This is a genomic window from Micromonospora sp. NPDC007230, assembly GCF_042869115.1.
Taxonomy (GTDB): domain Bacteria; phylum Actinomycetota; class Actinomycetes; order Mycobacteriales; family Micromonosporaceae; genus Micromonospora.
On the sequence record NZ_JBIAFE010000046.1, the window covers coordinates 22,906 to 36,853 of the forward strand.

7 protein-coding genes and 3 pseudogenes are annotated in these 13,948 nt (G+C 67.6%); 3 read left to right on the top strand and 7 right to left on the bottom strand.

Annotated elements, in window-relative coordinates; genetic code table 11:
* Window positions 1-31 precede the first annotated feature (31 nt).
* The 4 genes from ACFYML_RS35240 to ACFYML_RS35255 all read right to left on the bottom strand — a co-directional run bounded on the left by ACFYML_RS35240 (window position 32) and on the right by ACFYML_RS35255 (window position 8,271).
* Window positions 32-2,047 (bottom strand): NPCBM/NEW2 domain-containing protein, encoded by a 2,016-nt coding sequence (locus ACFYML_RS35240; RefSeq protein WP_387424761.1) that lies wholly within the window; start codon window positions 2,045-2,047, stop codon window positions 32-34.
* Between the two features lie 21 nt (window positions 2,048-2,068).
* Window positions 2,069-3,562 carry an NPCBM/NEW2 domain-containing protein gene (locus tag ACFYML_RS35245; RefSeq protein WP_387424762.1) on the bottom strand — a complete coding sequence of 498 codons (1,494 nt, stop codon included), beginning with the start codon at window positions 3,560-3,562 and terminating at the stop codon, window positions 2,069-2,071.
* Window positions 3,552-4,772, bottom strand: coding sequence for an endo-alpha-N-acetylgalactosaminidase family protein (locus tag ACFYML_RS35250; protein ID WP_387424763.1), 1,221 nt, complete (start codon window positions 4,770-4,772; stop codon window positions 3,552-3,554). The genes ACFYML_RS35245 and ACFYML_RS35250 overlap by 11 nt, the downstream gene beginning before the upstream one ends.
* A 712-nt stretch (window positions 4,773-5,484) precedes the next feature.
* Window positions 5,485-8,271, bottom strand: a complete 2,787-nt coding sequence (locus tag ACFYML_RS35255) for a CBM35 domain-containing protein (RefSeq protein WP_387424764.1) — start codon at window positions 8,269-8,271, stop codon at window positions 5,485-5,487.
* A 455-nt stretch (window positions 8,272-8,726) separates the two neighbouring features.
* On the opposite strand from ACFYML_RS35255, the gene ACFYML_RS35260 reads away from it, so the two are divergent.
* The gene (locus tag ACFYML_RS35260) at window positions 8,727-8,993 is read left to right on the top strand and encodes a hypothetical protein (protein ID WP_387424767.1); all 267 of its coding nucleotides are present in this window, start codon (window positions 8,727-8,729) and stop codon (window positions 8,991-8,993) included.
* 171 nt (window positions 8,994-9,164) lie between these two features.
* On the opposite strand, the pseudogene ACFYML_RS35265 reads toward ACFYML_RS35260, so the two are convergent.
* The 3 genes and pseudogenes from ACFYML_RS35265 to ACFYML_RS35275 form a co-directional block, all read right to left on the bottom strand.
* Window positions 9,165-9,431, bottom strand: a pseudogene (locus tag ACFYML_RS35265) (methyltransferase); the annotation flags it as partial.
* Between the two features lie 43 nt (window positions 9,432-9,474).
* Window positions 9,475-9,879, bottom strand: coding sequence for an FtsX-like permease family protein (locus ACFYML_RS35270; protein ID WP_387424765.1), 405 nt, complete (start codon window positions 9,877-9,879; stop codon window positions 9,475-9,477).
* A gap of 445 nt (window positions 9,880-10,324) precedes the next feature.
* Window positions 10,325-12,187: a GTP-binding protein gene (locus ACFYML_RS35275; RefSeq protein ID WP_387424766.1), complete on the bottom strand. Its 1,863-nt coding sequence runs from the start codon at window positions 12,185-12,187 to the stop codon at window positions 10,325-10,327.
* Between the two features lie 817 nt (window positions 12,188-13,004).
* On the opposite strand from ACFYML_RS35275, the pseudogene ACFYML_RS35280 reads away from it, so the two are divergent.
* Together ACFYML_RS35280 and ACFYML_RS35285 are read left to right on the top strand one after the other, a co-directional pair.
* Window positions 13,005-13,264: pseudogene (locus tag ACFYML_RS35280) on the top strand (IS3 family transposase); the annotation flags it as partial.
* Window positions 13,255-13,775, top strand: a pseudogene (locus ACFYML_RS35285) (transposase); the annotation flags it as partial. The pseudogenes ACFYML_RS35280 and ACFYML_RS35285, both read left to right, overlap by 10 nt.
* Window positions 13,776-13,948 lie beyond the last annotated feature (173 nt).

Consider the following 13,948-nt stretch of genomic DNA (forward strand, 5'->3'; position numbering starts at 1 on the left):
GCCCTCCATTCGGTTCGGCGGGACACCGCCATCAGTCGGCGCAGTAGACCTTGGCGCCACCCCAGTCGGCGTGGTCGTAGTTGTTGTTGTCCGGGCCGGTGCCGGTGGTCAGGGTCAGCACGTGCACGCCGGAGACATCCACGTCGAGGTGCTGTGCCGGCTGGTTGCCGAGGATCACCTCGGTGGCCGTGAGTTGCTTCTGACCGTCGCCGAGGACGCCGAAGGTGACCGATCCCCGTCCGCGGGTCTCGTCGTTGATGCCGACCTCGGCGGTGAAGCGGCTGCAGTTGGCGCCCAGGTAGTAGGTCACCTCGGCGGGCGCGTGGGTGGCGATCCCCTTTGCGTAGGTCACGCCAGCGATCTTGATCGGTTTGCCGTCGACACTCTTGTCGATCCCGAGGCGACCCCAGCCGACGTGGGCGGTCAGCGGGTGAAGGTCACTGATCCACCGCTCGCCCCGGGGAGTCTCGGCGAGGGTGACCCCGCCGTACCCCGGCGTCTGGCGCTGCTCGCCGGCGACTGTGCGGTAGCTCCCGGACGCGGTGAAGGGGTAGGCGCCGTTGCTGGCGTCGGTCGGGGCGGTGACGGTGAAGCTGGCGGTGACGGTCCGCCCCCGCGGCACGCTGTCGAACCGGGTCGGGTCCTGCGCCCGCGCGGACCAGCCGTCCGGCACGTCCAGCCCGACCTCGACGCGTTGGGCCGGTGTGACGCCGTCGTTGGTGAAGTCGACGCTGGCGGTGAACGTCGCGCCTGCGTCGACGTACCCGGTGGTGTCGGTGCGGACGTCAAGGAAGGTCGCTGGTTCGTACTGCGCCAGCCGAGACTGGCGGATCACGAACATCCGGGATCCGTGCGAGGGGATGGAGGCCCGGACGTCGCCGGTGGTCTCGGTGGTGACGTCGGACCAGACGTCGCGTATGGCGTACGCCGGTGCCGGGGGCAGCCCGAGCTCCGCGGCGGTGGTGGACACCTGTCCGCCCGAAGGGCCGCGGTTGAACAGGACGACGGCCGCGCCGCCGTCGGAGAGCGGCTTGGCCCACACCTCAAGGTCACCCTCGTCGGCGATCTTGTACCCCTGGACGCCCGCCCAGTCCTGGTTGACCGCGATGACGTCGGGGTCGGTCAGCAACGCCAGTGTCGTCTCGTTCATGTTGCGCAGATCGTTGCCGGCGATCAACGGCGCGTTGAGCAGGCTCCACAGGCTCATGTGTGAGCGATACTCCGTCGTCGACATGCCGCCATTGCCGACCTCGAGCATGTCGGGGTCGTTCCAGGCGCTCGGGCCGGAGTACTTCTCCAGCCCCACCTGCTGGTCGAGGATGGACACGACACTGCCCCAGTTGTCGCTGATGTCGCCCGTCGTCCGCCAGTAGTGGCCCAGCTCGGCGGCCCACTCCCCCGGCCGGTTGGCACCCCACTCGCAGATCGAGTACACGATCGGGCGACCGGTCGCGGCGAGCGCCTCGGCCATCACGGTGTAGCGCTCGATGGCCGGCACGCCCTGGTTGTTGCAGTTGTCGTACTTGAGCAGGTCCACCCCCCACTCCGCGAACCGCTGCGCGTCCTTGTCCTCGTAACCGAGGCTCGCCGGCCGCCCCTGGCAGGTCTTCGTCCCCGCCGACGAGTAGATACCCAGCTTCAGCCCGCGCTCGTGCACGTAGTCGGCCAGCGCCTTGATGCCGCCGGGGAACCGCTGTGGGTCCGCCTGCAGGTAGCCGTTCTCGTCACGCTCCGGCGCCATCCAACAGTCATCGATGTTGACGTACTCGTACCCCGCCGCATTCATGCCGGAGCCGACCATGGCGTCCGCGGTCTGCCGGATCAGGCCCTCGGTGATGTTGCAATGGAACTTGTTCCAGCTGTTCCACCCCATGGGCGGGGTCGGAAGCAGCGGGAGCTTCTGGAACGCGGCCTCGGCACGGGCCTGCCAGTAGGCGGTACCGGCGGCGCCGGCGGGCACCGGCGTCGCCAGCAGCGCGGTCACCAGTCCCCCCAGCAGTACGGCCGTGACGGCGGGGCGCGCCGCGCCACGGGTCACATTCCTCATGGTGGCCTCCCTGGGTTCGAGCTAGGACGTGAACGACAGGAGTTGGACGTCGGCCCAGTCCGCGTGGTCGCTGTTGATGCCGTCACCGGCGTCGGAGACCTCCAGCCGAAGCGTGTCGTGCCCCGACACGTCGACAAGGACCTGCTGCGGCGTCGAGTACGGCTCGCCGCGCATGACGTCGCTGTCGTACAGCAACTCCCCATCGCCGTAGACGCGGAACACCACGGTGGCCGGCGAGCCGCGCTTGGCATCGTCGACGCCGATCACCGCCCTGAAGAGCCGGGCGCTCGCACCCAGCCGGTAGACGACATCCGACGTGGCGTGAACGCCCAGACCCTTGTCGTACCGGGTGCCGCCGAGCCGGATGTTCCCGCCGGAGATGGCCTTGTCTCGGCCGATCGTGCCCCAGCCGACGCTGGCCGACTCCCAGCTCAGGTCACTGAGGTACACCGCTGACGACAGGTCGACCGCCGCTTCGACGGCCGCCGCGCTCGGCTCGCCGGCGCCGAGGTCGTTGACCCCCACCACCCGGTATTCGAACGGCCCGTTGCTGCGTGACGCGGTGGGGTCCAGGTAGCTGCTGCCGGTGACGCCGTCGACGATCGTGGTGAAGGCGGAGCCGGCGGCGCGGCGCTGCACGGCGTAGGTCGCGGCGCCCGGCACGGCGTGCCAGACGACGAAGATGGATTCGTCCGACATCCGGTAGGCGGTGACGCCGGCCGGCTGGGCGGGCGGTTCGGTGACGGCGGTACGGAATGACAACGGCGCCCCGTCAACCGTGATGCTGCCACCGGTGGCCGCGGTCGTGGCGTCGACCTTCCAGTGGTAGACGGTCCCCGGCTTCAGCCGGGGCACCACCAGCGCGGTGTCCGTTGTCGTCTGGTCGACCACCACCGACTGGAACCGCTGGTCCTCGGCCACGATCAGCCGGTAACGGTCCGCCTGGTACGACGGCTCCCACTGGAAACGCACGTGCGCCGGCGGTACGGAAACGTCGTCCTTCGGCGCCCGGGCGGCGAAGGCGTGCGGGCCGCTGGTGTCGGCATCGCCGACGTCGGTGTGGGCGGGCACGATGCTGACGGCGGTACCCGCGGGCAGGCTGAGGGTGATCCGACCGTCGGTGACCTTCGCCTGGCGTTGGATCCGGGTGAGGCCGTCGAGCCCGATCCGGTAGACGTCCACCGCGCCCACGCCGTGCCAGTCCGCGGGCAGCCGCCACGTCCGGGCGTGGTACCCGTCGGCCGAGTAGGCGACAATTTCCCGGTGCCGGTCGTTCCACAGGGCCGGCGTGAAGACGTCGTCGCCGTCGCGCAGCACCAGGTCGCCACGGGTGATCCGGAGCCGGCCGTCGACGTAGCGGCTGGTCACGTCGTCGGAGAAGGTGACCACGCCGCCGGTGTCGGACAGCCGGTCCAGCCGATTCAGGTAGTACCAGACGAGCGTGGTCCTGGCGAACTCGTCCAGGAACCCGCCTAGTTTCGCCGGGTCACGCTTGATGATCGACTCACCTTGCATGCTGGTGCCGAATCTGTCGTCCCCGCCCGCGCCGCCGATGTGCAGGGTTGGGGGGGATCTTCATCTGGTCGACGCCCCGGAAGTGCCACGACATGGGTTGCAGACCGAGCAGCGGATCCTTGCGGTAGCTGTAGGCGAACTCCGAGGTCACGTCGACGCCTCGGTCCCGCCAGTAGCGCATGATCTTCTTCTGGGTCGCGACCTCCTGGTCGGTCGTGATGCCGTGGTACGGGCTGATCGGCTCCGTGCCGTAGCCGGGGATGTACTGGTGGAAGGCGTCGACGTGGACGGTGCCGATTTCGGTCATGTCGACCATCTCGAACAGCTTGTCGATCCGTTTCTGCGTCAGCCCGGCTTCCCATTCCAGCGTGTAGCTGATCGGGTGGCCCCAGACGTACTCGCGCAGCGACCCGTCCTTGTTGCGGGCGATCACGTCAGCCTTTCGGTAGGTGTCCCAGAGCGGACTGGCGGCGCTGGCGTCGAGCATGTTGATGTGGAAGCTGACCGTGGTGTTGTACTGTCGCGCCTCCTCGATCAACCAGCGCAGGCTTTCCAGCGCCGTCTCGTCCTGGGGGCGCTTGAGCTTCGGGTTGACCACGTCCCAGGCGGGGTAGCCGGTGTCGTGCCCGTCGTACTGCCAGCCGACGAGGTAATAGATCTTCGGGATACCGCGGGTCAGGTTGTCGACCTTCCTGATGACCTCAAGCCCCTGTTCGAAGGTCAGGGACACCCGACCTTTGTTGTCGGCCATGAACATCTTCATGGTCAGGGTCTGGTGGTAGTCGTGCCGGAACGGCCGGGCCGGCTCCGGCAGCACGGTCACGTCGAGGTGGCCGGTGGCGGTGGTTCCGCGGAGGGTGACCGTGGCGGTCAGGGTGGTCTCGCCAGGTGTCACCGTTCCGGCCTGCACGGTGCCCGAGGCTCCCTCGATGCTGGCCGCGGCGACCGTGGGTTTGCTGCTGCTGACGGAGATATACGCCTCGTCGAGATCGGCGGTGGCCCCGTCGCTCATGGTGCCGCTGATTTGTAGGGGCGTGCTGCCGTCCAGCGGCAGGCTTGCGTTTCCGACCTGCACCGTCACCGACGACAGTTCGGCGGCCTCGGTTGCTTGGGCGGCCACCGGAGCGCCGGTCACCGCGGCGAGGCCGACGACCAGCAGGGTGCTGACGCTCGTCGGCAGCCGACGGTGCCTGTGGTTCCTACCGAACATGGAGATCCTCCAGGCGTCTCCGGTTCTGGCTTCCTGCCAGACCCGAAATCGGTGCGATCGGGCCCGCTGCCCTCGGCGGAGCAGCCGTTGTCAGCGGTCCGGGCCGCAACTATCAGCGGAAAGTGCCAGCGGCGGTCGGTGCTCACCCCCGCCGCTGGCCGGCGACCTTTGCACGGCGCGGGCCGGCCCCGGTTCGCGCAGGCTGTCGATGTTGCCGAACATCGGCGCTGCGGTCGCCGGCAGGTGGTCGTCTCGGCGGGAAGCTGGTTCCTCTGCAGATTTCTGGATACATCGGAGGTGTTGCCCCAGGCTAACGGGCGCAACGGGTCGAATCAAGTATTCAAATTCGTTTAGATCCGATGTATGGCCAGCAGCCTCATGAAGCATCGATGAGCCGTCCGCCGACGTTCCCAGTGGAGGACCAGGTCCGGTCGTGCTGTCTGTCCTGTCTGCGGAGACGACGATCGCGGAAGCGGCGCGTAGGAACAAGACGTCAGAGACGTCGATCGGTAGTTGGAAGCAGCAGTGCCTGCAGGCCGGCAGGATGATCCGCCACGCCGTGCTGCGGGCGCCGCCGTGGAGGCTGCGGCGTGCCGACTGACCGGGGCCCGAGCTCGACGACCGAGAGGTTTGTAGATGCCGATGCCCTGGTTCGCATCCGTTCCGGGCGCTAACCAGGGCATCGGCATTCGGGTGGAGCCGAGATGACGGTTTACTTCAGGGACAACCGGTCGAGGTCAGGAGCGGAGTTCTCATCATTGTGGATCTTGATCATGTTGGCGCCCGCCCGAAGCGTCACCGGAACGGAGGTCGTGTAGGAGGTGCTGTTGCCGACACCGCTCACCGGCACCTCGATCGGCGTGCCGTCGTTGACAGTCACGAAGAACGAGCGGTCGCCGTTGACGGTGAAGTCGATGAACAACGTGTATTCGCCAGCAGCGTCCACAGTGACGTCCTCGAACAGCACGTAGGCGTCCGGGCTGCCGCCGATGTTGCGTACCTTCTGGCCCCCGGAACAGGACGAGCAGTTTGTGATGCCGGAAGTACCGAGCTTGTTCCGCGAGTCCTCGGCCTCCCGCATGAACACCCGGTCCGCTGGGCGCAGCTGCACCCGCAGGTCTTGGCTGACCTGCTTCTGGCGACCGAGCGTCTGGAACGACGCCCTGATGGGAATCTTGGCCGAGCTGAGGTTCTGGCCGGGCGGTGAGGTGAGGGTCCAGGACGCTTTCAGCGTCTGACCGAGCCGGATGACCGGTGCTGTCGCAGGGCCGCCGGAGACCGACCAGCCGGCGGGTGCCGTCGGGGCCAGCGTGACCTGCTCGAGCGCGTCATCGACGTCGAGCCGCAAGCTGGCGGTCACGTTGATCGACTGCTGCCCGGGTCCAACCCATTGCAGGCCGGAGGGCTCGACTGTCATCGTCGTCTTCGGGACGTACGACGTCGGAGGCAACGGCGCGACCGCGAGGCGATCGATTCCCGGCCCCTGGTCTGCGTTGCTGAACACCTTGATCGTGTTGGTGCCGGCCTGCAGCGGTACGGCGATTGCCGAAGCGGCTGGTACACCCGCGTTGTCCGCGGCGACCGGCACCGCGATCGCCGTGCCGCCGTTGACGCTCGCCGAGAGCGAGGTGCCGGCACCCGCAGCGGTGTAGTCAAACTGGAGCCGGTAGTCACCGGATTCGGCAACCGTCACATCCCGATAGGTGACCGAGTTTTGTGGCCCGCCGCCGAGCCCGCCGACCTGGAACGAGCCGGAACAGGCGAAGCAATTCGCTCGGCGCGCGTTGCCGTCCAGGGCCTGCGATTCCGCCTCCAGTGGGCTCGGAGTGCGGCCGGAACTCGGGTAGCCGAACCCCACCTTGATCTCGTCGATCTGCAGCTCGCGGTAGAACGTCGGTGCCTGCGGGCCGCCCCAGGTGTTCAGGACCTCCAGCTTGATGTAACGCGCGTGCTGCTCACCGATGTCGACGAACTGCACACCACGTGCACTGGGCATCGCGCCGATACGTACCGGCTCCCCCCACCGCACGCCGTCGTTGCTCACAAAAACCCGGTAGTCCTTGATCCGCGCCGAGTCCTCCGGCCGACCGAACGACTCCCGCGCGTACGTCGGGGACCATTCACGCTGGTTAACCGCAAGGTACCGCGCGGGCCGGCGCTCCCCGAGATCCAGCGTCACCGACACCGGCAACTGCGCGTTGCTGTCCCAGTAATCCTCGAAGCTCCCGTCTACGAGGTTGCCCGCCGGGTGGCCGTCGCGAGAGGACGACGCGGTGGCCTTGAGGGTGGACTGGTCATAGAAGTACTGCTGGTCGGCCGTGTGGACCTCGAACACGGTGTCGTACGTATCCCAATTTTTGATGCCGAGGATCGTCAGGTAGCCGCCGGACTGGCTGAAGGCCATCGACTCGCTGGTACGCAGGTCGGTAACCCCGGTCACCCGGTAGCCATTGTCGCGCAGCCGGACCAGGTCTGTCCTTGGCCTGGTCAGTACGTGGACGTACTGGATCCGAGCGCCGGGTTGAACGGTGATGACGCCATGAGCACCGTCGTTCCAGAAGCCGGGCTGCATGCCGCCGTACATATAGCCGCCGCCCTCAGTGCCATGCAGCGAGGAGCGGATCGGTGGCACCCACTCGGCCATGAAGTTGTTGAACGCCTCCTGTGGCGGGGGGAACTTGCCGTTCACCATTGGGGTCTCGGCCATCAGTGATTTGATCGACGAACCCGCGTTAGCGATGTAGCGACCCGTGCTGAGCCGGAAGTCGACCGGGTGGTTCCCGCCGTCGTACCACCAGGAGCCGGTGGTCGGCAGCTTGTAGTCGGCCTCGGTGATCCGCGGCATCGACGTCCAGACCGCCTGAGGATAGTCGTAGGAGGGCGTCATGCCGGTCTTCTGCTCGTTACTGACCGTGTCCATGATCGGCGTGTCCTCGTTGTTGTTGCTCAACAACCAGGACGGGCGTATCTCCCGGATCTGCTCGTAGAGGTGGTTCCGCTCCCAGTAGGCGTTGTCGTTGTCGATCCAGAACCCCGCCAGGTCGGGATAGTTCTGCATCACCTCGAAGAACAGGTCGTAGCTGAACATGCCGAAGCCATCTCGGGTGGTCAGGTCCACCTGCTGGCCCTTGTACGCCGAGTAGGCCGCCGAGTCGAGGGTTTCTACGCCATTCTCGTTGTGCCACTGCGGATCATCGGTCATGTAGAGGATGGTCCGGACGCCCTTCGCCTTGCCGGCGTTGACCAACTCGCCAAGGATGTCGCGCTCGGTGGCACAGCTACCCGGAATCTTGGAGGGCCACGGTCTGGCGTAACCCAGCCTGCTGTGGAAGGTAGCCAGCACGATGTACGACGCACCAAGCTTGCGTGCTTCGTCGACCCAGTAGTCGGGGGTCCAACCACCCTCGGTGACGTCACGTTCCCAATCCGCGCAGTCGAGGTGACGTGGCGCGGTGAACATTCCCCAGTGCAGGAACAGGCCCGCGGTGGACTCGCGCATCCACTGCTGTCGCGAGTGCTGGACCTCTGCGTGAACGGCTGGGGCGCCAACGAGGCTGGCGGCCACTGCCAGGACAAGCGCGGCCAGGACCAGGCGCCACCTGGCCCACACGGCTTTGTTCGTGGTCGGATTCCGTTGGGCGGTCGAAGTCTCATGGGGGCATCGCCTCTTCGTAAGCTGCCTTGCGGCTGTTACATCGACGTTTCGGACAGATACATCCGATGATTACAACGGTCCATGGCTGCGGTCAAGCCCTCCGGGGCGCCTTTGCTGCGCTGGCAGCGGGCCAGAAATGCCAGGCTGCGGGCACCCGTCCAGGAACGTGGCGGTAAGCCAGGGCCGCCTCCGACTTCAGGCAGCCACCGACCGCCAGGCATCCGACCAGCGGCGGCCTATGCGATTCATCGGATGGATTGGGTTTCGGGCCGGCGAACCGGCTGTCCGATACTGCTGGCATGCCTGACGGCCTGCACGGACCGAACGTCATCACCGCCGGGGAGGCCGTGCTGCTTCTCGTGGCGGTCGCCGGCGGTGAGGCCGTGCACCTCGCGCGCCGGCACGAGCCGTTGGAGCAGGGCTGCGACGCCGTACCCGACCACTACCTCACGGGCGGAGACAGCGGGCGGGAGGCAGTCCAGCGGCGGTACGACCTCGAGGCGCTGCGGGAGCCGAACTGGGAGCGCACGACGATGTGCGGCCGGGAATGGGATGGTCGGCGGTGACGGCGGAACGCTGAGCAGGTACCGGCAGCTGGCATTCGCGCCGACGTGCCGACGGTGTCTGACGCTGATGGACCGCCTGTTCCCCGCGCCGTCGGTCGACCGCAGAGTCCCGGTCGTCGCGCAGGTGGTCTGCGACGTGGTGCGTGAGCACGGGCACGCGGAGGTCCGGCAGTCGATCACCCGTCGGCCGGTCACCACCTGCGGCTGGTCCAGGACGTACCGGGCGAGGGCCTGGCCGCCGGCCCAGGCGTTCGCCCAGAACGGCGTGACCCCCGGCCCGACCCGCGCTTCCAACCTGGCCCGCAGCACGATCGCGTCATCGGCCAGGTGCAGGCGGATCTCCGGTACAAACGGAAGACGCGCGAGGTGCAGTCCGTCGAACTCGTCGGCGCGGAACGCGACGAAGGGCGTGAGCAGGGCGCCGGTCGGCGTAGGCAAGACATGGTCCGTTCATGGACGGTCGCCGGTCAGGGCGACCGGTTCAGGCGCCCGCCGAACAAGGAGTACGTCCGACCGCGTGCAGGTGGCGCAGTGCCTGGGCGTACGACTCGAACAGGCCGGTCTGGCAGTACGTGAGGCCGTGCCGGCGGCAGAACGACTCGACGATCGTCTGCGCACGCCGCAGGTTCGACCGGGGCATCGCGATGGTCTGCCAGGGCGTCATGCCCAACGCCTTGTGGATACCGAGATCGCGGACACGTTCGCAGGTGTCGAGCACGACCATGTTCAGCACGCCCATGGCGGCGACGGCAACCAGCATCAGGGTGAGCAGAGTAGCCAGCGCGTCGAGGAGCAGGATGGTGCCGCTGCCCGATGCCGTCCACAACGCGGCCGAGGAGATCACCGGCCGCGGACGGCGGGCGATCGGCGTCGTCTGCGACGTCACCGACGAGCAGCAAGTGGAAGCGGCAGTGCATCGTCAACGACCGACCGCTACAAGATCGGCAGGACAGCCCTATCGGTACGGCCCGGTGGCGGCGACCGACGTACGCCGATCGTCCGAGGCTCCGCCGGGGCCGGCACCTGAGTCCGGTGGCTGAGCGCCTGCGCCCCCTCCGTCGTCACGTGTGGTCGACGGCGACCAGCCGGTGGAACATCAGGCCGCTGGAGCTCTCCCCGCCCCGGCCGCTTCCGCCGACCCAGCCACAGGTGGGAGGAGCCGCTCACGCGCGGCCTGCGCGGACTTCCCTCGGCCGACTGTGGACTGCGGCACCGGGCCGCCGGACGGATCCGCCTGGCAAGATGCGACCTGCGCTCACCTGGTCGTCTCAAGTGTCGCCGGCCGTGAAGGTCCATTGGGGCTGTGCTGTCCGTCCGTACCGGTCTGGGCGTCATCCACGGCGCGGTGGCTTTCCGCGGACCGGGCGGTAACCGGCGAACGCGGCCTCGAGCACTCCTTCGCCACCGGTCACCTCCGGCAGCATCCGGTGTAGCTCCTGAGCGTCCGCCGCGGTCAGAACCGCCACAATCACCATTTCGTCGGCACGCACCACCTGGTCCTCCACCATCGCCCCCAGCTTGCTGAGCAGGCTCAGCACGCCGTTGGGTGCCTGCGCGGGCACTTCGAGGGTCACCCGGGCCAGCGGTTCGCAGACCACCGTCCCGCTGGCAGCCAGCGCCTGCGCGACGACGATCGGCGTGAGCTTGCGGAAATCCTGTGCCGTGCTCGTCGGCCCGCGCAGCGACGGCGGCCCGTCGGCCACGCTATAGCCCGAATCGATCATCGTCACCACGCAATCGGTCACCGGCCACCCGTGCGGACCGGCCGCGAGCGCGTCGCGTATGTAGTCGCCCATCGCCTCCTGGAACAGCTCCAGCGTCCGGTAGACGTAGAGCGGCGCCAGCCGGTAGTCCACGGGCACGTACACCGTCACGCCCGAGCCCGGCGGCCCCGGCTCGACCCGCAACCCGATCGTGGCCTGATAGGGATTCGACGGTGTGTTCAGCCGCTGCAGCCCCTCGCCGGTCGCCTTCGGCCGCTCCACGCACAGGGTCGTGGTGGCCAGGAAGTCTGCGTCGACACCGAAGTCGGCGGCCAGGGTGGTCTGGATGACCTCCTTCTGCACCTCGCCGTAGAGCGACACGGCCGTGCCGCCACGCTCGTCCGGGCGTAGGTTGATCAGCGGGTCCTGCTCGGCCAGCAGCATCAGCGCCGAGCGCAGCCGCCCGCCGTCCCCGGGGCGGCGGGGAACGGCGAGGGCTTCCAGCATCGGCGGTGCGAAGTGATGGTCTCTCCGCGTGGCGCTGTCGCCCAGGGTGTCTCCGACGCGGACGCCCGCGAGGCCGCGCAGCGCCGCGATCTGGCCCGCCGCCACCGTGTCGCGCCGCACCCACACCCCGTTCTCGAGCATGTGGATCGCCGTGATCCGGTCGCGGCCGCCGGTCGGATGGTCGCGTACCCGCAGCTCGCCGTCGAACATACGCACGTAGGCCACCTTCTCGCCGGCGGGTCCCCGCTCCACTTTGAAGATCCGGCCTCGCAGCGGGCGGGCGGGCTCGCCGGCGGCCGTGGGCAACAGCTCCGCCAGGCCCGCCATCAGCTCGTCCACCCCGGCTCCGGTCATCGCCGAACCCCCGAACACCGGGTGCACGGCGCACCGGGCCGTCTGGGCCGCCAGCTCGGCGCGCAGCCGCCGGGCCGTCACGCTCGCCTCATCCTCCACGTACTCCCGTAGCAGCGCATCGTCAGCACTGGTCAATGCGTCGGCCAGAGCCGCGGTGGGCGCGGTGGCGGGCACCACCATCACGTCCAGGCGCCGCGTGATCTCCGCGTAGACGCGCTGCGCGTCGGCGCCGCGTCGATCAGTCTTGTTGATGAAGATCAGTGTGGGTACGCACAGCCGCCGCAGCGCCCGCATCAGCAGTCGGGTCTGCGGCTGGACGCCCTCGACGGCGGACACGACCAGCACGGCCCCGTCGAGCACGCCGAGAACCCGGTCGACCTCGGCGATGAAATCAGGGTGCCCGGGAGTGTCGATGATGTTGACCTCGGTGCCGCCGATGCGCAGCGCGGCGACCGCCGAACGAATGGTGATGCCCCGCTGGCGCTCCAGCGCCAGCGAGTCGGTCTGGGTCGTGCCAGAGTCGACGCTGCCGAGTTGGTCTATGACCCCGGCCGCGTGGAGCAGCCGTTCGGTCAGAGTGGTCTTACCGGCGTCGACATGCGCCAGAATCCCGAGATTGAGAGTGCGCACGGCGCGCAGCGGATGCGAAGACAAACGTCACGTCCTTCGAGCGAATGGGCAACAGAGCTCCGAAAGAGGTGAACGTCGCTCGCATGTCTGCTCCTTGCTCGATGGATGTGCTCGCGCGCCAGGAAACCACATCAAAGTTCCCGGGCGCGACCGAATTATCCCGTTGGCTCGTGACTTGAGTGGTACTTGAAGGTCCAGCCGTCCGCACGCCGAGCAACGCCGGCGCACGCATCGCATCACCATGTTCGAGCTACCGGGGGAAACCTCACCTCAGTTGACCCGCTTTGACGGACAGGTTCGGTGTGCTGTCAGGCCACCATACTGCCGGTGATGGGGAGGTGGCGGCTTCGTCGGCGCCGCCCCCGAGGCCGGGCCGAGCCGGCGCGGCCTCAGGGCCTACGGCTATCCGCGCTGTCGGGAGGCGATGTCGGTGACGTCGTTTGCACTTTACGACCGACACCCACCAGCATTGCTGACGCCCACCCCGTCCAATCGCCGCTTTGGACTGATCATGCTTCCACTCATAGGCGGTCCGGGACTGCCCCGGTTCGGTTGACTCCTGGCCTGTGAGGATGCACTCCTCACTGGAAGGATGTCTGCCATGCCGAAGGCTTTCCCCCTGGAGTTCCGTCGTGACGTGGTCGCGGTCGCCCGCGAGGGAGAGGTGCCGTTGAGGCAGATCGCGAAGGGCTTCGGGATTCCGAGGCGTGCCTGCATCGCTGGCTCAAGTTCGCGACGTCGAGGACGGCGTCCGACCGGGCTCTACCAGCAGCGAATCCGCCGAGCTGCGAGAGTTGCGCAGGCGGAACAAGGTCCTCGGATGGCCGGCCATTCCATCGACGGACGGATGACGACGGCCCTGGCCGTCGCGGCGCTGCGCAACGCGGCCCGGCTGCGCAGCCCGGCCCGCACGATTGTTCACTCGGATCGCGCCCAGTTCCGATCGAGGAAGTACGTCAACGCCTTGCACCGCAACGATTTGTCGGGTCGATGGGACGAGTAGGCGCCTGCGGTGACAACGCCGCGATGGAATCGTTCTTCGCCGTGCTACAACGCAACGTCCTGGACCGCAGCCGTCGGCCTGCGTCATCGACAGCCAGGGCGTGAAGACCTCCACCAACGCACCCCTGCCCACCCAGGGCATCGACGCCGGCAAGAAGATCGCCGGACGCAAACGCGGCATCGTCACCGACACCCTCGGCCTGCTCCTCACGATCATCGTCACCGCGGCCAGCACCAGCGACAACACCATCGGGATCAACCTGCTGGAACAAGCCAAAGCCACCCACCCAGCCCTCGCCAAGACCTGGGTCGACGCCGGCATCAAGAACAAGGTCATCGAACACGGCGCCACCCTCGGCATCGACGTCGAAGTCGTCACCAAAGACCCACAAGTCAAAGGGTTCTCCGTAGTCAAACGCCGATGGGTCGTCGAACGCACCCTCGGCTGGATCAAGCTCCACCGCCGCCTGGCCCGCGGCTACGAAACCCTGCCCGACACTTCGCCAGCATGGTCCGCATCGCGATGATCGACAACCTCACCAAACGCGTCGCCGACGAAAACACCCCAGCCTGGCGAGATAACTGAAGGCAGCATCACTCGCAAAATACGTGAATCAGACCCTCTCTCACTGGGCGTTTTGATCTTGTCTGCGTGCGATTAGCGGCATTCGGCCTGCCGAATGCTGGGCCAGCAGACCAGCCGACTCACGGCTATCGGCCCTATTTGCCCCGACTGATGCCGCATCGATATGCCAGCTT